The organism is Janthinobacterium sp. 78 (genome assembly GCF_003096775.1).
Lineage (GTDB): Bacteria > Pseudomonadota > Gammaproteobacteria > Burkholderiales > Burkholderiaceae_D > Janthinobacterium > Janthinobacterium tructae.
On record NZ_QENT01000001.1, the window covers coordinates 5526195 to 5546119 of the forward strand.

Here is a 19925-nt window from a genome sequence, read left to right on the forward strand (position 1 = left end):
TTACAAAGACGCCATTGTAAACTGCGGCGACGCGGCTAGCGTGGCCGTGCAGCAATCTGCCGCGATGCCATCAGGCATTGCTCCACTTGCCCGGCGATCGACGGCGGCACGGGCACCTCGCCGCGCAGCACGGCAGCGATCCAGGCGGCCGTGGTGGCCGCATCGCGCTCGGCGGGCAAATGTGGCAACTGTTCCACCAGCAATTGCTTTTCCACCAGCACCGTGCGCTCTGCGCCATGAAACCAGTCGATCTGCTGCGCCTTGTTGGCGTTGGCCACCGTCTCGCCTTCCGTACCGCGCATCAGGAAAGCATCGCCGCGCGCAGGATCAGAAGCCGTCAGGAAATATTCACCGAGCATTTCCAGGTATTCCGGATGCGTGTACGACACCAGGCGCAGGGCCGGCCCGGTGAACGGCTGCATGATCTTCACCAGGGTATGCGTGGAATTGCGCACGCCCAGCACGCGCCGCAGCGACAGCATGTGTGCCAGGCGCGGCGCCAGCGCTTCGATGGACAAAAAGGCGACTTCCCCGCGCATCATGGCGGCCTCGGCCTGCGCATGGTCCGCCGAGGCCGGCACGCCCAGCGCGGCCAGTACTTCGGCCGTCGTGATGCGGCCCGGGTCGCTCGTCACGCCATGCACGAGCACGGGGGCGCCCGCACGCGCCAGCAGCAGCGCCAGCAAGGCCGTCAGATTGGCCATCTTGCGCGCGCCGTTGTAGCTGGGAATGATGATCGGGGCGAATTCACCGGCCGGCGCGGCCAGCGGGGCGAACGAGGCTTCGGCAGCGTCGAGGAAACCGGCGATCTCGTCCACCGACTCGCCCTTGATGCGCATGGACAACAAAATGCCGCCCAGTTCCAGGTCCGACACGCGGCCCTCGAGCATGGCGCGGTACAGGGCGCAAGCGTCCATGCGCGTCATGCTGCGCGCGCCGTTCTTGCCGCGTCCTATTTCTTTGATGAAACGTGCAGCGGGGAATGGCTCACCGGCCACATCGGTATGGGGGATGGAAACAGTCGTCATGGCGCCAGCTTACACGGATTGGCGCCGATGCAACAGCCGGGCAAGCGGAAGCGCGGGCGTGGCGCCCCAGGAAGCGCAGCCTGCCACAATAACAACTCATCCGCTGCCATTTGGCGGCCAGCCACGCCGCCAGGCCGCATTTCCGCTACACTATTGCCTCTTAAAGAACGCAATAGCGAAAGCCGAGCCAGAATCATGAATACGCCAGACATCGAAAATATCAACGTCACTTCCTTCGCGCCCATGCCGACACCGGCCGAATTGCACGCCAAACTGCCGCTGTCGGAGAGTGCCTTCGACACCGTCAGCCGCGGCCGCGAAGCGCTGCGCAACATCATCGACCGCAAGGACCAGCGCCTGTTCGTTGTCGTCGGTCCGTGCTCGATCCACGACCCCGTCGCCGGCCTCGATTACGCACGCCGCCTGAAAGCGCTGCAAGAGGAAGTCAAGGACACGATGCTGCTGGTGATGCGCGTGTATTTCGAAAAACCGCGTACCACCACGGGCTGGAAAGGCTATATCAACGACCCGTACATGGACGATTCGTTCAAGGTCAACGAAGGCATGGAAAAGGCGCGCCAGTTCCTGCTCGACGTGTGCGAACTGGGCATGCCGACCGCCACCGAAGCGCTGGACCCGATCTCGCCGCAGTACCTGGGCGACCTGATCGCCTGGACGGCCATCGGCGCGCGCACCACCGAATCGCAGACGCACCGCGAAATGTCGTCCGGCCTGTCGACGCCAGTCGGCTTCAAGAACGGCACCGATGGCGACATCAGCATTGCGGTGAACGCGATCCTGTCGTCGGCGCACCCGCACTCCTTCCTGGGCATCAACGCCGAAGGCAATGTGGCCATCGTGCGCACGCGCGGCAACGCGTACGGCCACGTGGTGCTGCGCGGCGGCGACGGCCGCCCGAACTACGATTCGGTCTCGATCGCCATCGCCGAACAGGCGCTGGCCAAAGCCAAGCTGCCGGCCAACCTGGTGGTCGACTGCTCGCACGCGAACAGCTATAAAAAGCCCGAACTGCAGCCGCTGGTGATGGCCGACGTGGTCAACCAGATCCGCCAGGGCAACCACTCGCTGGTGGGCGTGATGATCGAATCGAACATCGTTGGCGGCAACCAGAAGATCCCGCAAGACCTGTCGCAACTGACCTACGGCTGCTCCGTCACCGACGGCTGCATCGACTGGGACACCACGGCGACCATGCTGCGCGATGCGCATGCGCATTTGCTCAATCGCCCGGCGTAAAATATTACGGCCAACAATGTTGTCGGATTACGGCCCTGTGGGCCTAATCCGACCTACCCGGACGGCCGTAGGTCGGCTTAGCGCGCAGCGCGCAAGCCGACACCACCACCAGGCATATCACGCCATCTGCACATGCGGCAGCACGGCGAACGATCCCGCCAGCGCCTGTTCGGCCTTGCTGGCCGGGATATTGAGTTCATTGACGTCCAGGTAGATGCGCCCGTCCATGATGCGCACGGCGTACATGCGCGCCATGCCCTGCACGGGCGCCACCAGGCGGCCCGAATCGAGCTCGATGATCCAGCTGTTCTTCGGCCCCATCAGGTTTTTCTCCATCAGCACCCCATGCGCCAGCGGGCCGCCCAGGCACGGCACCGTGTCGAGCAGCGCGTACACCGTGTCATCCACCGCGCGAAACAGCGCCACGCCCGGCAAATCCTGCCACGCCAGTCCCCGCTGCACCATGCGCGCGCCCGCCTGCGGCATGTCCTTCAGGCGGCAAATCATTTTCCATTGTTCCGGCATTGCTAGCTCCTTGAAAAAGGCACACGCTTACCTAAGCAAGAGCGGTGCCAGTGCCAAGACAGGCAAAGAAAGGGGGGATCGGGAGCAAAACACTACTGCGGCGCACTGCGCAAGTGCACACTGCCGCTGAAATGGTGCGCCGGCCGCACGCTGGACTGCCCGGCTTTCCTTTACAATGGCGGCTTCCTCTCCCTCTATTTAGCACCTTCATGATTGTTCTTGGCGTCGAATCCTCCTGTGACGAAACCGGTCTGGCCTTGTACGACACGCAGCGCGGCCTGCTGTCGCACGCCCTCTATTCGCAAGTCGCCATGCACGAGCAATATGGCGGCGTGGTGCCCGAACTGGCGTCGCGCGACCATATCCGCCGCGCCATCCCGCTGCTGGAAGAGACGCTGACGAAGGCCGGCATCACCCTGCCCGAGATCGACGCCATCGCCTACACGCAGGGTCCTGGCCTGGCCGGCGCGCTGCTGGTTGGTTCCTCCGTCGCCTGCAGCCTGGGCCTGGCCATCAACAAGCCGGTGCTGGGCATCCACCACCTGGAAGGCCATCTGCTGTCGCCATTGCTGGCGTCCGAGCCGCCGGAGTTCCCCTTCATCGCGCTGCTGGTGTCGGGCGGCCACACGCAGCTGATGCGCGTCGATGGCGTGGGCCAGTACACCATGCTGGGCGAAACGCTCGATGATGCGGCCGGCGAGGCGTTCGACAAGTCGGCCAAGCTGTTGGGCCTCGGTTATCCGGGCGGCCCCGCCATTTCGCGCCTGGCTGAATTCGGCGACCCACTGGCGTACAAGCTGCCGCGCCCGATGCTGCACTCGAAGGATTTCAATTTCAGCTTTTCCGGCCTGAAGACGGCCGTGCTGACGGTGGTGAAGAACCATGAAGAAAAAGTCATCGCCAATATCTGCGAACAGGACAAGGCGAATATCGCGCGCGGCTTCGTCGACGCCATCGTCGACGTGCTGACGGCCAAATGCGTGGCTGCCCTCAAGCACACGGGCTTGAAACGCCTGGTGATCGCCGGCGGCGTGGGCGCCAACGCGCAGCTGCGCGCATCGCTCAACGCGGCGGCCGCCAAGAAGCGTTTCAAGGTGTATTACCCGGAGCTGGAATTCTGTACCGATAACGGCGCCATGATCGCCTTTGCCGGCGCCATGCGCCTGCAGATCAACCCGCAGGCCGCCAAGTACGATTACTCGTTCAACGTGCGCCCGCGCTGGCCGCTGGACGAAATCCGGGAAATTTAATCTAGACCCCCTAAAGCGAAGGGCTGGGGTCAGTCCTTCAGGATCGGGATGTACCCCATTGGGGTACATCCCCCCTGAGGGTCTGACCCCGGTCGTTGCTATGGGGTTTTACTCCGCCAGCAAAAAATTCCGTCTCAATACCACGCTACCCTCCGCCACCGTTTCATCCTTCAAGCCCACGCCCGACAGCTGTCTGGTAAATGCCTGCGACAGCAGGTAGTGCAGCCGGTACGCCGCTTGCGCATACGCCAGCCCCTCGGGACGCACGTTCGAGATGCAGTTGCGCCGCTCGTCCAGCAAGCCCACTGTGGGTGCCCACGTCAGGTACAGGCCCAGGCTGTCCGGGGAACTCAGGCCCGGCCGCTCGCCGATCAGCACCAGCACAGCCTTCGCCTGCAGCAATTGCCCCACCTCGTCGCCGATGGCCACCCGCCCCTGCGCCACGATGTGTAGCGGCGACAGCGTCCACGCTTCTGCCGCCAGTCGTGCGTGCAGGGCAGCGAGGAATGGCGCCGCGTGGCGTTGTATCGCCAGCGCCGACAGGCCATCGGCCGCCACCAGCGCCAGGTCGACTCGCGTAGCACCGGCCGCCAGCCGCGCGCGTGAAACGTCGTCAAGCCGGCGTCCCAGGTCGGGGCGCTGCAGATACTCGGTGCGCGTGGCGGCAGCGCTGTGCAGCTGCACGCAGTCTTGCCCTTGCGCTGCCAGGGCGCGTGCCAGGGCTTCGCCATCGAGCGCCAGGTGCACGGCGTCGCGCGCCTGTGCGTGGGCCAGCTGGAACGCCAGCTGCGCGCTGGTCGGCACGCTCACGCCGTGGCGCCCGAGCGCGATGCGCGCCGCCGTATGCCGGCGCAGGGCTTGCCAGGAACTGTCGCCAAAGGTGTGCTTGTCAGCCATGTCATCCTCCCTGCGCATGCGTATCCTTGCTACACTGCGCCGCTAAGCATGTTATCACCGTCCCTATCCATTCGAGGAGTGCCATGATTGTTGCAGCCGATGCCGCGCTGTGGGACCAGCAATACGACTTGCCCCTGCTTGAGCGTCTCGGTCCCGCCCAGGATGAAATCATCGCCCATGTGGCGCAAGTCAATGCGTCCATCGGCGTGGCCGCGAAGCCTGCCTCGACAGAAGTGCGCGCCGACTTTCACGCCGACGTGCGCGCGGCGATGGCAGGCATGCCAGCTTGCGTGCTGGCCCTGCTCGACGGCGTGCTGCTGGGCGTGCGTTTTGCGCGGCAACTGGGTTCCTCGGCCATCAGCGATATCGTCGCCAGCGCCGAAGGGGTGATCCTGGGTGTGGTGGTCGCGCTCGATGTGGATGCGTTCGAGGCGCGCACGGCGAATGCCTGGGCGAGCTGGAAAGAAAATACGCCGTTCACGCCAGTGCACGGCTACCGCCTGGAAGCGCAGATCGCCGCGCCGCAGGACGATCACCGCCAAGGCGCGCTGCAATACCTGCTGCTGCATGAATTCGGCCATGTGCTGGCGGCGGGCAGGGGCTTGCTGCCAGAATGGTGGAACGATGCGCAGGCCATGCGCGAGACGGACGACTACCTTTACCTGCCCCTGGCCTGGCGCATCACGCCAGAGAAGCAGGTCGTGCCCCTGTCCGGAAACGACTTCCCGCTACGTGGCGATATCGCGTACTACCAGGCGCCTCGCCTGGCCGCCAGCCAGATGCCGGACGCCTACGCGCAGCTGCGCAGCGCGAACTTCGCCACCCTGTATGCGGCCACCAGCATGCATGAAGACTTTGCCGAATCATTCGCCAGCTACGTGCACGCCATCATGCTGCGCAAACCGCAGTGCATCCGCATTCACCGCGATGGCAAACTGCTGCTGCAGTTCGACAACTACTGGGAAGCCGGGCGCAGCGCGGCCAAGCGCCGGCTGCTGGAGCAGCTGCTCGGCAGCTGATCAGTTACCGGCCGCCGCCCGCGCCAGCATGGCGCGAAAAGCAGTGAATACCTTGTGCATGGCCGGGCGCTTGTACGGATACATCTCTTCGGCATCCATGGCATGCACGATCATGGCGTTGTCGGCCTCAAAGACCAGCAACTCGCCGTCGCGGGTTTCGGCACAGTCGATACCCAGGTAGGGCATGCCCATGCGCGCATCGATGGCGCGCAGTGCGGCAGCGTGGCGCAGCGCGAACGCATGTTCGAAGTTCAGCATGCACTGCGCTTCCTCGGCGCGCTTGGCCGCGCTTTCATCCATGCCCGCGTTCAGGTAGTGAATCATCCAGTGCGACGAGACGGCGAAGTGGCAGATATATGGCAAGCCGTCGATCAGCACGATGCGGTACTTGCGGAACTGCCCATCCTCGCTGCGATAGTCGACAAAGCGGGAAATATAAAAACATTCGGCGTCGACGCTTTGCAGATACGCGAGCAAGTCACTCGCCTGCGTCATCTTTTCAAGGTCATGGCCGGCATGCGAACCGAGAGGACGCACAATCAGGGGAAAGGCGTCGCCGGGAAGCACCGCGTCGAGCGGCATTTGTCCGGATGCAAGCGCTGCCAGCTGTTCGCGGCTGATACGCGCCGTGCGCGGCATGGCCACGCCGGCCAGCCCCTGCAATTTGTCGCACAGGCCATCACGCGAAGTATGCGCGATATGCTGCGGCAGGTTGACGACGGGGCGCGGCCAGTCCCGCACGAATTGCGCCAGGCGCGCCAGCAAGGGCTGGTTCGCATCCGATTCGGCCACACCGACCAGCAGCACGTCATGCTGCGGCACTTCGTCCGGCCAGGTCCCCTCTGCCGTGACATACAGCAGTTCGAGCGTCACGTCAGACTGCTCGACGAGAAATTCAATCGGCGTATTTGACATCAGGTCTCCCGGCCCCGTCAGCATCAGCACCTTGATGCCCGGCCCGGATGCCGGCGCTTGCGCGGGCAATGCATACAACTGCTGCAGTTCGATCGCCTGCGCCTGTACGGCCAGCGCCATCTCACGCTGGCCTTTCAGCTGCAGCACGATGGAAAAATCCATATAGGCATGCGCGTCCTCGGGATGCGCCTGCGCGCGCGCCAGCAGCGCTTCCCCCAGCGGCGCCAGGTCGTGCCGCAGAAAGGCGTGGCGCATCAACGGCGCCAGCCCGATCAGCGGCGCATACGGCGTGGCCGCGTGTTGCATCAAATCGTACATGGACATTCCCTTCAAGACAGGCGCGCCGCACCGAAGCGCAGCACGCCCGCAAGCAGCGCGTCGATATCCTCGGCACGCGTGCGGTGATTGACGATGGCGGCGCGTATGGCCAGCTTGCCGCCGATGGTGGTGGTCGATGGCGCAGCGATGCCCGACTCGTGCAGGTCGGCGACGATCTCGCCATTGAAGGCGTCGTCATCGCCGCTGGCCACGCCGCGATGGCGGAAGCACACGATATTCAACGTCACCGGCGCCAGCAGTTCCAGTTCCGGCGTGGCTTGCACGCGTTCTGCCAGGTAGCGCGCCAGCGCGCAGGTGTGGGCGATCGCCGCACCCATGCGCTCGGCGCCATGCACCTTGAAGGTGAACCAGGTTTTCAGGGCACGGAAACCGCGCGACAGATCGGGGCCGAAGTCGCAGGGCCATGGCGAACCGCCGGCCAGTCCACGCGCCTCGCGCCGCAGGTACGCGGCCGGCGCGGCAAAGGCGGCCATGTGCCGCGCGCCATCGCGCACCAGGAAAAAGCCCGCGTCATACGGCACCTGTCCCCACTTGTGAAAATCGAAGGCCAGCGAATCGGCCAGTTCGATCCCGGCCAGCAGGGGTGCTATCTGGGGCGAGAGCATGCCCAGAGCGCCATACGCGCCATCCACGTGGAACCATAGCTGTTCGCGCGCGGCCAGCGCGGCCAGCGCCGATAAATCGTCGATGGCGCCCGTGTCGACGGTGCCGGCCGTGCCGGCGATGAAGAAGGGATGCAAGCCCGCCGCGCGGTCCGTGGCGATGGCATGGGCCAAGGCAGCGACGTCGATCTGCTGGCGCGCATTGACGGCGACGCGGCGCAAGGCGGCCGTGCCCAGGCCCGACAGGTCCATGGCCTGCGCGATGCAGCCATGCGCGGCGGCCGAGGTGTAGGCCACCAGAGGCGCGCCTTGCAAGCCTTGCTGGCGCGCGGCCACGCCCAGCGTCTGCGTGCGCGCCACCAGCACGCCCATCAGATTGGCCATCGAGGTGCCCGTCACGAAAATGCCGCTGGCCGTCTCTGGAAAGCCGAACAGTTCGGCCATCCAGCGCGAAATCTGACGCTCCACCTCGACCGGCATCTGATTGCGTCCACCCACATTCGCATTCAGGCCCGCCGCCAGCATCTCGGCCAGCATGCCCACTGGCGTGCCGCCGCCATGCACCCAGCCCATGAAGCCGGGATGCACGTTGCCAACGGCATACGGCAGCACGTCCTGCAGGAAGCTGGCGTGGGCGTCGGCCAGTGCGCCCGGCGCGCGTGGCAGCGGCTGCGCGAAGCGGGCACGCGCGCTGTCGGGCGCCGGCTGCCACACGGGCCGCTGGCGGATTTGCTGCTGATAGTCGAGCATATCGTCGAGCATCTGGTGGCTTTGCGCGCGAAAGGCGTCCCAGTCCTGTGGATCGAGGGAATCGGGGTCGGGTGGCAGCATGTTGGCGTCGGATGGGGAGATGCAACGATTATCGCACCAGCGCAGCGGCGCAGGGCGTCAATTTACACTGGCGACCCCAGGCGATGCAGGGCCGCCTGGAAGGCCGGCGCCAGCGCCGTGTGCAAAAGGCCCTGTGCATCGGTGATCTGCATGCGCGCCAGCCAGGCCGCGAATTCGGGTGCCGGACGCAGGCCCAGCACGCGCCGCGCATACAGGGCATCGTGGAACGAAGTGCTCTGATAGCCGAGCATGATGTCGTCCGCGCCCGGCACGCCCATGATGAAATTGCAGCCGGCCACGCCCAGCATGGTCAGCAAGGCATCCATGTCGTCCTGGTCCGCCTCCGCGTGGTTGGTGTAGCACACGTCGCAGCCCATGGGCAGTCCCAACAACTTGGCGCAGAAATGGTCTTCCAGCCCCGCGCGCATGATCTGCTTGCCGTCATACAGGTACTCGGGGCCGATGAAACCCACCACCGAATTGACCAGCAGCGGTTGATACGCGCGCGCCACCGCATACGCGCGCGCTTCGCACGTTTGCTGGTCCATGCCGTGGTGTGCGCCGGCGGACAGGGCGCTGCCCTGCCCCGTCTCGAAATACATGACGTTGCTACCCACGGTACCGCGTCCCAGCGACAGGGCCGCCGCCTGCCCCTCGGCCAGCAGGGACAAGTCGATGCCGAAGCTGCGGTTGGCCGCCTGCGTGCCCGCCACCGACTGGAACACCAGGTCGACGGGCGCGCCGCGGCGGATCGCTTCGATGGTGTTGGTGATGTGCGTGAGCACGCAGGACTGGGTGGGAATCTGATACTGGTCGATGACGGCGTCGAGCAAGTGCAGCAGCGAGACCACCTGCGCCACATTGTCGGTAGCGGGATTGATGCCGATCACGGCGTCGCCGCTGCCCAGCAGCAGGCCATCGAGGATCGACGCCGCGATGCCCGTGGCGTCATCCGTCGGGTGGTTCGGCTGCAATCGCGTAGATAAACGGTTTTCGAGGCCCAGGGTATTGCGAAAGGCCGTGACGACTTTACATTTTCTGGCCACCAGCACCAGGTCTTGCAGGCGCATGATTTTCGAGACGGCGGCCGCCATCTCGGGCGTGATGCCGGCGGCGACGCGCGCCAGCGTTGGCGTATCCGTTGCGTCATCGAGCAGCCAGTCGCGGAAATCGCCCACGCACAGGTGGGAAATCGGCGCAAACGCGGCGCGCTCGTGGGAGTCAAAAATCAGGCGCGTGACTTCATCGTCTTCGTACGGCACCAGCGCCTCATTGAGGAAGGTCAATAGCGGCACTTCCGCCAGCGCCAGCTGCGCCGCCACCCGCTCGCGCGCGCTCGATGCCGCCACACCAGCCAGCACGTCGCCCGAACGGGGCGGCGTGGCCTTGGCCAGCAGCTCTTTCAGGCTGGCGAACTGGTAAACATGGCTGTCTATCGTATGGCTGAATGAGGGCATGGGCGTCTCCTGATGGGGTCAGACCCGCCGGGTCTGACCCCGGAGCATGCCTCATTCTACGCTCAGAACGGCGGCTACAGGCTGCGCAGTGCGCCTTCCAGTTGCGGATGGCGGAAGACAAAGCCGTCGGCCAGCAGACGGCGCGGGGCGACCCGCTGGCCTTCCACCAGCAAATCGGCCTGCTCACCCAGCAAGGCGCGCATGACGAAGGCTGGCGTGGGCATGATGCTGGGGCGGTGCAGCACCGCGCCCGCCACCTGGGCGAAGCGGCGCTGCTCGATGGCTTCGGGCGCACAGAAGTTAAACGCGCCGTTCACCGCACCTTCTTCGCTGCGGCGCGCCAGATGGGCGATGCCGCGGATCACGTCACGCACATGCACCCACGACACCCACTGCTTGCCGCTACCGAGCGGGCCGCCCGCGCCGAAGCGGATCGGCAGCAGCATCTGCGGCAGCGAACCCTGGTGGCCGAAGACGAGGCCAAAGCGCATGCAGCCCACCTGCACGCCAAATTTCTCCGCCTGGCGCGCGGCCGCTTCCCATTCCTGGCACAGCTGCGACATGAAGATGGCTTGCGGCGCGTCGTCTTCAGCCAGTTCCGTCGCGTCGCCCTGCGGCTGCACACCGTAATAGCCGATGGCCGACGCCGACAGCAACACGCGCGGCTTGTGCTGAGCGCGGGCGATCCACGCCACCAGTTCCTGCGTCAGCGCCACGCGGCTGCGGCGCAAGGCGGCCTTGCGCGCGTCCGTCCAGCGCTTGCCGACGATGCGCGCGCCGGCCAGGTTGACCACCATGTCGATGCGCTGCGCATCCGATAATTCATCCAGCGACCGAATGCAGCGCACCTGGCCGTCGAAGGTCCACGCGGCCTGCTTCGGCTGGCGCGTCAGCACCGTTACCGCATGGCCATCGGCCAGCAAGGCGCTGACCAACTGCTGGCCGATGAAACCCGTGGCGCCCGTCACCAGCACGGACTGCGGTGTACTGGCAAACTGCAAATCCTCCGTCTCTTTTTCCGCCATCTCTTTGCGCCGTCCCAGCTGCCACACGGCATACGCGTCGCGCAGGCCGGACAGGCCCACGCCCACGCCGCACAGGGCGAGGAAGACGCTGAGCCAGCCATACGGCTGCCACACGAGGGCTGTCGGCAAGTTCGCCCACTCGCTGCTGTTCAGGGCCAGCAGGGCGATGAAGGCGCCTGCATTGATCGCCAGCACCGTGTGCGTGACCCGCTCCGTGGCAGGCAAGAGCCGGGTCTGGTCTTCCACGACGAAATCCCACAGGGTCAGCACGATTTCCACGCCAAACACGATCACCAGCACCCAGGCCCAGGCGCCGTGCCATTCCCAGGCGGCCAGGCCGACGAACAGCATGCTGTAGATCAGCGCACGCGTGGCATGGATGGTCAATTCCAGGCGCGCCGAGGCCTTTTGCGGCAGCGCTTCCGTGATTTCATGGTGGTAGATGGTGTCGAAGGCGCCCAGGCAGCCTTGCGCCGCCATCAGTTGCAGGGCCAGCAGATGCGTATTCATGGTGTCTCCTTGTGTAGGGCGGGCGCCGCGCTTTCGCGGAACACGCCGACCTGGGTAAACGTGGTGCCGAACAGGGCGTGGCGAATTTCGATGCGGATGTTGAACTGCTGCGGCGTGTCATTGCGGTGGCACAGATAGGTCTTGCCAGGCGTGAGCACGCCAGGCAGCGGCATGCGCCAGCCGAAAAGATCCCAAAAATAGCCGTCGCTGGTGAAATGCAGGTTGCCATCCTCGACGTGCAACAGCAGCTTCATGCCCAGGCCCAGGCCCACGTATTCGAGCACTTCGCCTTTTGCGCTCTCGGCCATGTAGGACGTGAAGCGGATCGGCGCGCGGCCATGCAGGCGGTAGGTGCGCTGCTTGAAGATGAAGGGGCAAGCGGGGCGCGAATAGACTTCGATATCCACGGGGAAATCGTGGTCGTCATACGGAATCAGGGCGCCGTCGATGAAGGGGCGCGTGAGCCAGCCCAGTACCTTGCCCAGGCGCGAACTGGTCAGCTCGCTGAGCTCGCCCCGGTAGTACAGGGGCTGGCCCGGCGCGGGATTTTTCTCGAAGCGGCGGCGGATGTCCGGGTGCAGCGTCAGCCACTGCTCGCCCATGACCTTCCTGAACAGCTCTCCTTCCGAGGGGCCGTTCATGGTTTTTTACCTGGCTTGCCCGGCTTGTCGTCCGGGCTGAGGAACTTGGCCACCTTGCCGCCCATCGACAGCATGCGCTGCAGGGTGGCCGGCGGCAGGTTTTTATAGTCGCTGTAGGTGCTGCTGAGCATTTCCAGAAAGGCCAGGACTTCGCCCATGCGCGCCAGCGTTTCTGGTGGTATCGCCGCATCCTGTTCACCCTCGATCGCGCATTCGCGCAGCACCGTCAGGGTGGGGTCGATCTCGCGCCGCTTGCGCTCTTCCATGATGACGCGGAAGATTTCCCACACATCCTGCAGGGCGACGAAGTGGTCGCGCCGGTCCCCCATCACGTGCGTGATGCGCGCCAGGCCCCAGCTTTGCAATTCCTTCAGGCTGTTGCTGACGTTCGAGCGGGCCACGTTCAGGCTGGCCGCGATGTCTTCCGCCGTCAAGGGTTCGTTGGCCAGGAACAGCAGCGCGTGGATCTGCGCCACGGTGCGGTTGACGCCCCAGCGCGTGCCCATTTCGCCCCAATGGAGAATGTACTTTTGCGTGGTCGGACTCAGTTCCATGATTTTCTCTTATTTCTGTCGTTACAGAAATGTAAGACGAAACAGAAGCCCAGTCAAGCGCGATTCATCAGGACGTTGCGGGCGGCAGGCCCATGGCACGCAGGAAGGCTTGCTGAGAGGCGTGCAGCTGGCCATAACCGAGTTCGCGGTAGACGAGGCCATGGCGTGGCGCCAGTTCGGCGATGATGCGCGCCAGCGCCGGGTAGTGGCGGTGGTTCCAGGTGGGGAACAGGTGGTGCGTCAGGTGCAGATTCAGGCCGCCGAGCCAGTAGCCGAGCCAGCGCAAACGACGCGGTTGCGGCGTCCAGTCGCAGGCCGTATAAAAGGTGTGCTGATACCAGTCGTGCGGCAAGGTGCCGTCCTGGCCCGGCTGGAAGAATTCCACCTCGGCCCAGTGCGTGCCGAGAATCAGCGCCACCAGCGCGCACGAGGCGAGCATCTGGCCCACGAAATACGCGCCCAGCACCACGCCCCAGCCGATGCCATGCTGCTGCAGCACCCACATGGGCAGCGCCAGCACCAGCGCCACGTGGCCCAGCTTCCAGCCCAGGAACGACAACCAGCCGCGCCAGCCCTGCAGGCGGCTGTGCGCGGCCACGGGCGTCTTGTCGAAGCGATCGAGCCAGTCGCCATACCAGTTCAAATACGGCAGCGACAAGGCCGCCACCACGGGCCAGTACAGGTATTGATAGCGGTACTGGGGCGACCAGCGTTGGAACGGCGTCTGGCGCAGGAAGGGGTTCGGTTCCGTGTCGAGGTCATAGCCTTCCACGTTGGCATACGTGTGATGGAAGTGCACGTGGCGGATGGTCCAGAAATCCGTGTCCACGCCCACGGGCAAGCCCACCAGGCGGATCAGCATGCGGTTCAGGCGTCCCTGGCGAAAGACGGCGCTGTGGGCCGCGTCGTGCAGGGTATTCATGGCCAGCGCCATGGCCGCGACCAGGCAGGCGACATAGCTGGCGACAAACGGCCAGGTGCTGTCGGAGTTCAAGGCCAGCGCATACAGCCCCGCCGTCAGCGCGGCCAGGAACACGGCTTTCGCGTGCATGCGCAGGTCGCCAAAGCGGTGCTTTCCTTCGCTGGCCAGGTAGGCATCGGCGCGCGCGCGCAGTTCGCGGCGGAAGGCGGAATCGCGCGCGGGCTGGAAGCGCAGCGGCGGCAACGAAGGTACAGGCTGCGTCACGCGCGCGTCCCTGCCGCGGCCGGCCACCACAGGCGGCGCGCGCCGTCGAGGCCATGCGCCAGCAGCGCGGCCAAAAACACCATGCCCCATGCGTCGCGCGCGCCATACCAGCCCAGATACAGGACCGGCGTGGCCACGGCGATGGCGACCCAGGCGATGGCGCCCCAGCGGCGCGCATCGGACAGGCCGCCCAGCGCCAGGGTGCCGCCGAAGATCAGCGCGAACAGGATCGCCTGCTGTGCGCCGGCCAGCACCGCTTCATGGTTGACGTAATAGATCACCAGGCCAAACAGAATCACGCCGCCGATGCCGATGAACAGCTCGGGAACGTGAAAAGTACCGCGCGACTGCCAGTGCGGAAAGCGCGCGCGCAGCCAGGTAAATAATTTGCCGTTGCTGGCCAACAGCGGGTTGTGCGTGGGTGTCATGCCCTTCACGCCATAGCGCATTTCCACGCCCTCGAGTTCTGGCTGGAAGCTGCCGAACAGCCGGTCCCACAACAGCAGGGTGCCGCCGAAATTGCGGTTGATGTAGCGTTTATCGGTGCCGTGGTGCACGCGGTGGTGCGACGGCGTGATCATGAAACGATCGAGGATGCCGGACTTGTTCACCAGCGCATTGTGGTTATAGAGCTGCACCGTGTAATGCAGCGACGAGACGACGAGGAAGATTTCCAGCGGCACGCCCAGCACGGCCAGGATGGCGATGAAGGGGAAATTCGTCAGCGACGAATACCAGGAATTGCGCACGCCCAGCGACAGGTTGAAATGCTCGCCCTGGTGGTGCACCACGTGCACGGCCCACAGCAGGGGGATTTTATGGTGCAGCCGGTGCATCCAGTAAAAGCACAGGTCCCAGGCAAAAAAAGCGAAGACCCATTGCACGGCCACGGGCCACTGGTCGACGATGTGCAGGTTCACATGGCGCAGCAGCAGGGCAAACGCGGCCACTTCCACGCCGCGGAACACCCACATCAGGATATGGCCGGAATTGAGGTTGAAAATGACGTCTTTCCACGGCACCGGGGTCTTGCGCACCCATTTGAGGATCAGCAGTTCGGCCAGCACGAAGGCCAGCATGATCAAAAACGACAGGGCAAAGGGATTCATCATGATGCGGTTTTGATGGAAATGACGCGGCGGGTAAGCCAGAATACCTGCATTTTCGCCAGCATGCCGCCAGCGATGCCAACAGCCAGGCCAGCGGCCAGGTCGATGCTGACATGCCGGCGCAGCGCGATGATGGCGTAGCAGATGGCCACGCCCAGCACCAGGGACAGCGCGGAGCGCAGCAGGTGGCGTTTGTCGCACAAGGCCCACACGCACAGCAATGTCAGTGCGCCATGCAGCGACGGCAGGCAGTTTTGCGCGGAGTCCGCCGCCTGCAGCATGCGCAGCGCCTGCGTGCTCCAGGCACTGCCGTCACCCACGGGCGGATACGCGAGCGTGGTCGGGTACAGCAGGAAGACCACGCCGCACGCCAGCGCGGAGAGCGCCATGGCGCGCGCCAGCCAGCGCACGCGCGCTGCATCGGCCACCAGGTAGGCGTACGGGATCAGGATGAAGAAGGACAGATACAGCCAGATGGCGGCGTCGCTGTAGGGAATGGCGCGATCCAATGCCGTTTCCGGCAGCAGCACGCCCTGCCCTTGCAGCACATCGCTGGAAAAATACACGAGGCCGACGCTGCCCCAGCCAGCCAGCAGATGCAGCAGGCGGCAGCGTACGGTCATGGAAGAAGGATTCATGCAGTCGCAAGGCGCCGGATACGGCGCCGTTTCATGGTGGGGTCAAAGGGAGGCAGTTCGCCGCTCACCGTCCAGGCCAGGCCATCGACGGCCACGCCCAGCCCGCGCAGCACCACTGCCAGATGTGCGCGCAAGGCCGCCAGGCCAGCGTCGTCCAGGGCAGCATGCAGCTGCAAGGCGCTGTCGCCCGACTGCACCAGGCGGTAGTCTGCATCCGGCGGCAAGGCTTGCGCGAAGGCGCGCGTCAGCACGTCGGCAAACACGGCGATGGGGGCGCCGCCGCGTTCAGAGGGAAGCAGCAGCATGTCGTCGCAGCGCCCTTCGATGCCATCGATGGCGCGCGTGGCGCGGCCGCACGGGCATGGCGTGGCGCGCGCAAGCAAAATATCGTCGAGGCGGTAGCGCACGATGGGTTGCGTGATGCGCGTGAAGTCCGTAATCACGGGCACAAAACGACGTTCTTCAGCGTCGAGCCACTGCGGCTCGATGTGCACGTATTCCTCGTTCAGGTGCAGCACGCCGTGTTCGCAGCTGCTGGCAAGAAAACCCTCGGTGGCCTGGTAGATTTCATGCACGGCGCCAAACGCCTGCACGATCAGCGCGCGGTCCTGCGCTTCGAGCACTTCGGCGACCGAGATGACCTTTTTCGGCGCCAGCGCCAGACTGCCATCGATGACGCGCAAGGCCAGCTGGCGCAGCACCTGGGCCGGCGCGACGATTACAGTTGGTTGATAGCGCGCCAGATGCGCGCACAGGCTGTCGAACGGTTCGAACAGATCGTAGAAGGCAAACGTGAGCCACGGCGAGCGCACGGCCGTGTACAGATTGCTGTTCGCGCGCAGGAACAGCGCGACTCTTTCGCCGGAAAACAGGCCGTCGGGCAGCGCCTTGGCCAGCATCACGCCCGCCCATTGCGCCTTTTCGCGGGGGCTGACGGTAAACACGGCGCGCCGCGACGAGGTGCCCGACGACAGGCCCACCGTGATGTCGCCCACTGCGGGCGTGAAGTCGCGGCTATGCTCGGCCGCCATGGCCGCGTCCATCGCCTGCGCCAGGGTGACGCCCTCGGTGTTCATGGCGTCGAAATGCTCGAGCATCAGCGCCTTGTTCATCGTGGGCCACTGCGCCAGCGGCAGCTTGCGGTACGGTGCGAAATAGCGGCTGCGCGCACACAGCACATCGATGAAACGCGCCAGCTGCTCCCGCTGGTAGACGTCCAGCTGCGCGCGATCCGTAAAGCGCAGGCGGCGCGTGCGCCAGTACGACAGCAACAGCCAGACGATACGCTTCACGGGCGGCCCGCCACAGGCAAATAATCGAGCGTATCTTCATGCGTGATGCGGATCTGCGCATTGCCCGACTGGTGCAACTGATGCAAGCGGTTCAAGGTGGCGTAGTACGGCGCGCGTTTGTGCTGAATGAGGAAGGACAATTCGGACGGCCCGCGCAGCTGCTGAAAACTCTCCGGCACCCAGGCCGCGTCCGACGCCAGCAGGGTCCAGCCGCCGTCCTGCAGCACGAAGGCGCCCAGATGGCCGATGGCGTGGCCGGGCAGGTCGACGATGTAGATCTCGCCCGTGCCGCTGACGTCGCGCCCGTGCGTAAATGGCAGCAGGGCCGCCGGCAAGGCCGTCTCGGGCACGCTGTCGACAAAAGCCAGGCGGTCGGCAATATCGGGCGGCAGCAGCTCGGGCACGAAGGCCTGGCGCACGGCGGCTACGCCGGACAGGCCGCGCACGGCGTCCCAGCCCGTTTGGGAGGCCATCAGCCGCGCGCCGGGAAAGTCGCGCAGGCCGGCGATATGGTCGGCGTGGAAGTGCGACAGCAGCAAGGTGTGAATGTCGCCGGGCGATACGCCGTGCGCGCGCAGCTGGCCCCGCAGCGATTCATTCTCGTCGAACGAAATCGGCGTCACCCACGCATACAGGCGGTACACGCCTTTCGACGTGGCGGCGCGGAAGTGCTCGGCGTAGCCGGTGTCCCACAGGTACAGGCCCGCGCGCGTTTCGATCAGATAGGCGCGCGAGGGGAAGCAGCGGCTGGCCAGCCCGCTGCCTTTCAAGACCATGCACGAGGGATGCGTGCAGTGGCCGACGCGAAACGCGGTGATGCTAGCCATTTCGCTCCTTGCCCACCTTGTGCGCCGCCGCTTCCTGGCGCATCCACTGCGCCGTCAGGGCGATGCCTTCCTGCAGGCTGACGATGGGACGGTAGCCGAGCACCTTGCGCGCCTTGGCATTATCGAGCGTCATGTCGAAACTGAGCGCGCCGATGCTGTAGGGCGTGAGCGATGGCTCGCGCCCCGTAAAACGCGAAGCGAACTGCATCAGGCGGGCAAGCAGCGCCAGCACGCGGTAGGGCACGCTGACGATCTGGAACGGCTGCTGCAGGTGCTCGCAAAACAGCGTGCGCAAGATGTCGCACAGGCGCGCCGGTTCGCCATTCGTGATGTTGAAGGCGGCGCCGGAAGCGATGGTCTTGTGCACGGTGGCCAGCCACATCGCGTGCACGACGTTGTCGACATAGGTGATGTCGATGCTGACCGCGCCGCCATTGGGCAGCGGCAGCTTGCCGCCGCGCTCCTGCAGCACGCGCGCCAGGCGCGGGATCAGTACCTGGTCGTACGGACCGAAGATGGCGCGCGGGCGCAGGATCACGCACGTCATGCCGCGCTGGCGGTCGACCGACTCCTGCACCAGCTTTTCCGCCATCGCCTTGGAACGCGCATACGCGTTGACGAAAGCATCGGGACGGAAGGTTTCCGGCACGTCGTAGCGGTTGCGGTAATCGAAATACATGGCCGGCGTGGAAATGTGCACGAAGCGCGCCACGTGCAAGCTGGCGGCCGCGCGCAGCAGCTGGCCCGTGGCCGTGACGTTGGCGGCGATGAAGTCGCGCTCGGCGCCCCATGGCGAGGACAGCGCGGCGCAGTGCCAGACGGTGTCCATGCCGCGCACCAGCTCATCGACCTGGCGCGGCGAGGCTTGCGCCAGATCGAGCGCCACGAATTGCGCGCCCATGCGCTCGAGTTCACGGCCCACGGCGGCGTTGCGGCCCGTGGCGCGCACTTCCACGCCCTGCGCCAGCAGGGTGCGCACGGCATTGCGCCCCAAGCCGCCCGTCGCTCCCGTGACCAGTATCCGCCTCATCGCACCACCTTCACAGATCAAGAATCATGCCGCCGATGGTCAGGCCTGCAGCCGTGCCCATCATCAGCAAACGCTGGCCGGCCACGGCCCGCCCCGTCATCACCGCCTCGTGCAGGGCGGTGGGCAAGGAGGCAGCCACCTGGTTGCCGTGCGTTTCAAAGATCTTGATGATTTTAGCATCGGGAACGTCGAGGATGCGCGCCGCATGCGCGAGCCCCAGCGGGCTGGCCTGGTGCGGCACGACCACATCGACTTTCTCCAGGCCGGCGCCCGATTCGGCCATCAATTCCGCGAGGAAATCCGGCATCACCTTGACGGCCAGGCGGAATACGGCCTTGCCATCCATACGGAACAGGTAATCGCCCGGTTCGCAGCCGTTGCGGGGGTTGCGCTCGGTGCCGCCGCCGCGAATTTCGCAGTAGCGCCGCCCTTCCGGATACGTGCCCATCTTGTAGGCGCGGATGCCGGCGCTGCCGTCACCGCGCTCGACGATGACGGCGGCGGCGCCGTCGCCAAAGATCATCGACGCTTCCGGCTCGCTCCAGTCGACCCCGCGCGAGGCGAGGTCGGACGAGACGATGGCGATGCGGCGGTAGGCGCCACCGGCCAGCATGGACGCGGCCACGCGGAAGGCGGCCATGAAACTGAGGCAACTGGCGTTGACATCGAAGCTTTGCGTGCCTGGCGGCAAGCCCGCATGTTCGGCCACGAAGCAGGCCGTGTTCGGCAAGGCTTGCTCGGGCACGCCGCAGGCGCAGATCAGCAAGTCGATGTCGGCCGGACGCAGGCTGGCGTTCTTCAGCGCGTCGAGCAGAGCGGCGGCGCCCAGCTGGCTTTGCGATTCATCGGGCGCGGCGACAAAGCGCGACAGCACGCCGCTCTTGCGCAGGGTGTAACCGGCCGGATGGCCCAATTTCAGGTCCAGGCTGGAGGAAGTAACGCTATGCGACGGCACGGCTTTGCCCGTCGCGATCAGGCGAACTGGAATCATGT

19 protein-coding genes are annotated in these 19925 nt (G+C 65.3%); 3 read left to right on the plus strand and 16 right to left on the minus strand.

Annotated elements, in window-relative coordinates; translation table 11 throughout:
- Positions 1–35: 35 nt before the first annotated feature.
- Positions 36–1028: a DNA-binding protein YbiB gene (gene ybiB / locus C8C92_RS24265; protein ID WP_116745459.1), complete on the minus strand. Its 993-nt coding sequence runs from the start codon at positions 1026–1028 to the stop codon at positions 36–38.
- A 195-nt stretch (positions 1029–1223) separates the two neighbouring features.
- Here ybiB and C8C92_RS24270 point away from each other — a divergent pair, with 195 nt between their 5' ends.
- Positions 1224–2285, plus strand: a complete 1062-nt coding sequence (locus C8C92_RS24270; RefSeq protein ID WP_071075628.1) for a 3-deoxy-7-phosphoheptulonate synthase — start codon at positions 1224–1226, stop codon at positions 2283–2285.
- Between the two features lie 117 nt (positions 2286–2402).
- Here the strand turns inward: C8C92_RS24270 and C8C92_RS24275 are convergent, their stop codons facing one another.
- Positions 2403–2810 carry a nitrite reductase (NAD(P)H) small subunit gene (locus tag C8C92_RS24275; RefSeq protein ID WP_116745460.1) on the minus strand — a complete coding sequence of 136 codons (408 nt, stop codon included), beginning with the start codon at positions 2808–2810 and terminating at the stop codon, positions 2403–2405.
- A gap of 209 nt (positions 2811–3019) precedes the next feature.
- On the opposite strand from C8C92_RS24275, the gene tsaD reads away from it, so the two are divergent.
- On the plus strand, positions 3020–4060 hold the full coding sequence (tsaD, locus tag C8C92_RS24280; protein WP_099762275.1) for a tRNA (adenosine(37)-N6)-threonylcarbamoyltransferase complex transferase subunit TsaD: 1041 nt from the start codon (positions 3020–3022) through the stop codon (positions 4058–4060).
- A 108-nt stretch (positions 4061–4168) separates the two neighbouring features.
- Here tsaD and eutC read toward each other — a convergent pair whose 3' ends face one another.
- Positions 4169–4957 (minus strand): ethanolamine ammonia-lyase subunit EutC, encoded by a 789-nt coding sequence (gene eutC, locus C8C92_RS24285; protein ID WP_207781044.1) that lies wholly within the window; start codon positions 4955–4957, stop codon positions 4169–4171.
- A gap of 83 nt (positions 4958–5040) precedes the next feature.
- On the opposite strand from eutC, the gene C8C92_RS24290 reads away from it, so the two are divergent.
- On the plus strand, positions 5041–5976 hold the full coding sequence (locus C8C92_RS24290) for a hypothetical protein (RefSeq protein WP_116745462.1): 936 nt from the start codon (positions 5041–5043) through the stop codon (positions 5974–5976).
- Here C8C92_RS24290 and C8C92_RS24295 read toward each other — a convergent pair whose 3' ends face one another.
- The 13 genes from C8C92_RS24295 to C8C92_RS24355 all read right to left on the minus strand — a co-directional run bounded on the left by C8C92_RS24295 (position 5977) and on the right by C8C92_RS24355 (position 19923).
- A complete protein-coding gene (locus C8C92_RS24295; protein ID WP_243420344.1) occupies positions 5977–7209 on the minus strand; it encodes a RimK family alpha-L-glutamate ligase in 1233 nt (410 codons plus the stop codon).
- Positions 7210–7220: 11 nt separating this feature from the next.
- The gene (locus tag C8C92_RS24300; RefSeq protein WP_116745463.1) at positions 7221–8663 is read right to left on the minus strand and encodes a pyridoxal-dependent decarboxylase; all 1443 of its coding nucleotides are present in this window, start codon (positions 8661–8663) and stop codon (positions 7221–7223) included.
- Between the two features lie 62 nt (positions 8664–8725).
- Entirely contained in the window at positions 8726–10120 is a 1395-nt protein-coding gene (locus tag C8C92_RS24305; RefSeq protein WP_116745464.1) for an ethanolamine ammonia-lyase subunit EutB, read from the minus strand.
- Positions 10121–10194: 74 nt separating this feature from the next.
- Positions 10195–11655: a TIGR01777 family oxidoreductase gene (locus C8C92_RS24310; RefSeq protein ID WP_116745465.1), complete on the minus strand. Its 1461-nt coding sequence runs from the start codon at positions 11653–11655 to the stop codon at positions 10195–10197.
- Complete coding sequence (locus C8C92_RS24315; RefSeq protein WP_116745466.1) at positions 11652–12296, minus strand: DUF4166 domain-containing protein; 645 nt, start codon at positions 12294–12296, stop codon at positions 11652–11654. The genes C8C92_RS24310 and C8C92_RS24315 overlap by 4 nt, the downstream gene beginning before the upstream one ends.
- A complete protein-coding gene (locus C8C92_RS24320; protein WP_096237725.1) occupies positions 12293–12850 on the minus strand; it encodes a GbsR/MarR family transcriptional regulator in 558 nt (185 codons plus the stop codon). Before C8C92_RS24320 ends, C8C92_RS24315 begins: the two co-directional genes overlap by 4 nt.
- Positions 12851–12917: 67 nt before the next feature.
- Positions 12918–14036: an acyl-CoA desaturase gene (locus C8C92_RS24325; protein WP_243420345.1), complete on the minus strand. Its 1119-nt coding sequence runs from the start codon at positions 14034–14036 to the stop codon at positions 12918–12920.
- Positions 14033–15148: a sterol desaturase family protein gene (locus tag C8C92_RS24330; RefSeq protein ID WP_116745468.1), complete on the minus strand. Its 1116-nt coding sequence runs from the start codon at positions 15146–15148 to the stop codon at positions 14033–14035. The genes C8C92_RS24325 and C8C92_RS24330 overlap by 4 nt, the downstream gene beginning before the upstream one ends.
- On the minus strand, positions 15145–15783 hold the full coding sequence (locus C8C92_RS24335) for a phosphatase PAP2 family protein (RefSeq protein ID WP_116745469.1): 639 nt from the start codon (positions 15781–15783) through the stop codon (positions 15145–15147). Before C8C92_RS24335 ends, C8C92_RS24330 begins: the two co-directional genes overlap by 4 nt.
- Positions 15780–17075, minus strand: a complete 1296-nt coding sequence (locus tag C8C92_RS24340; protein WP_116745470.1) for a F390 synthetase-related protein — start codon at positions 17073–17075, stop codon at positions 15780–15782. The genes C8C92_RS24335 and C8C92_RS24340 overlap by 4 nt, the downstream gene beginning before the upstream one ends.
- Positions 17072–17902, minus strand: coding sequence for an MBL fold metallo-hydrolase (locus C8C92_RS24345; protein WP_116745471.1), 831 nt, complete (start codon positions 17900–17902; stop codon positions 17072–17074). Before C8C92_RS24345 ends, C8C92_RS24340 begins: the two co-directional genes overlap by 4 nt.
- On the minus strand, positions 17895–18932 hold the full coding sequence (locus C8C92_RS24350) for an SDR family NAD(P)-dependent oxidoreductase (protein WP_099762264.1): 1038 nt from the start codon (positions 18930–18932) through the stop codon (positions 17895–17897). Before C8C92_RS24350 ends, C8C92_RS24345 begins: the two co-directional genes overlap by 8 nt.
- Before the next feature lie 10 nt (positions 18933–18942).
- Positions 18943–19923: a 3-oxoacyl-[acyl-carrier-protein] synthase III C-terminal domain-containing protein gene (locus C8C92_RS24355; RefSeq protein WP_116745472.1), complete on the minus strand. Its 981-nt coding sequence runs from the start codon at positions 19921–19923 to the stop codon at positions 18943–18945.
- Between the last annotated feature and the right edge of the window lie 2 nt (positions 19924–19925).

Excerpts from the sequence above, each read along its gene's own strand:
- ybiB (WP_116745459.1), bottom strand. The coding sequence starts at position 1,028 with ATGACGACTGTTTCCATCCCCCATACCGATGTGGCCGGTGAGCCATTC.
- C8C92_RS24270 (WP_071075628.1), top strand. The coding sequence starts at position 1,224 with ATGAATACGCCAGACATCGAAAATATCAACGTCACTTCCTTCGCGCCC.
- C8C92_RS24275 (WP_116745460.1), bottom strand. The coding sequence starts at position 2,810 with ATGCCGGAACAATGGAAAATGATTTGCCGCCTGAAGGACATGCCGCAG.
- tsaD (WP_099762275.1), top strand. The coding sequence starts at position 3,020 with ATGATTGTTCTTGGCGTCGAATCCTCCTGTGACGAAACCGGTCTGGCC.
- eutC (WP_207781044.1), bottom strand. The coding sequence starts at position 4,957 with ATGGCTGACAAGCACACCTTTGGCGACAGTTCCTGGCAAGCCCTGCGC.
- C8C92_RS24290 (WP_116745462.1), top strand. The coding sequence starts at position 5,041 with ATGATTGTTGCAGCCGATGCCGCGCTGTGGGACCAGCAATACGACTTG.
- C8C92_RS24295 (WP_243420344.1), bottom strand. The coding sequence starts at position 7,209 with ATGTACGATTTGATGCAACACGCGGCCACGCCGTATGCGCCGCTGATC.
- C8C92_RS24300 (WP_116745463.1), bottom strand. The coding sequence starts at position 8,663 with ATGCTGCCACCCGACCCCGATTCCCTCGATCCACAGGACTGGGACGCC.
- C8C92_RS24305 (WP_116745464.1), bottom strand. The coding sequence starts at position 10,120 with ATGCCCTCATTCAGCCATACGATAGACAGCCATGTTTACCAGTTCGCC.
- C8C92_RS24310 (WP_116745465.1), bottom strand. The coding sequence starts at position 11,655 with ATGAATACGCATCTGCTGGCCCTGCAACTGATGGCGGCGCAAGGCTGC.
- C8C92_RS24315 (WP_116745466.1), bottom strand. The coding sequence starts at position 12,296 with ATGAACGGCCCCTCGGAAGGAGAGCTGTTCAGGAAGGTCATGGGCGAG.
- C8C92_RS24320 (WP_096237725.1), bottom strand. The coding sequence starts at position 12,850 with ATGGAACTGAGTCCGACCACGCAAAAGTACATTCTCCATTGGGGCGAA.
- C8C92_RS24330 (WP_116745468.1), bottom strand. The coding sequence starts at position 15,148 with ATGATGAATCCCTTTGCCCTGTCGTTTTTGATCATGCTGGCCTTCGTG.
- C8C92_RS24335 (WP_116745469.1), bottom strand. The coding sequence starts at position 15,783 with ATGAATCCTTCTTCCATGACCGTACGCTGCCGCCTGCTGCATCTGCTG.
- C8C92_RS24345 (WP_116745471.1), bottom strand. The coding sequence starts at position 17,902 with ATGGCTAGCATCACCGCGTTTCGCGTCGGCCACTGCACGCATCCCTCG.
- C8C92_RS24350 (WP_099762264.1), bottom strand. The coding sequence starts at position 18,932 with ATGAGGCGGATACTGGTCACGGGAGCGACGGGCGGCTTGGGGCGCAAT.
- C8C92_RS24355 (WP_116745472.1), bottom strand. The coding sequence starts at position 19,923 with ATGATTCCAGTTCGCCTGATCGCGACGGGCAAAGCCGTGCCGTCGCAT.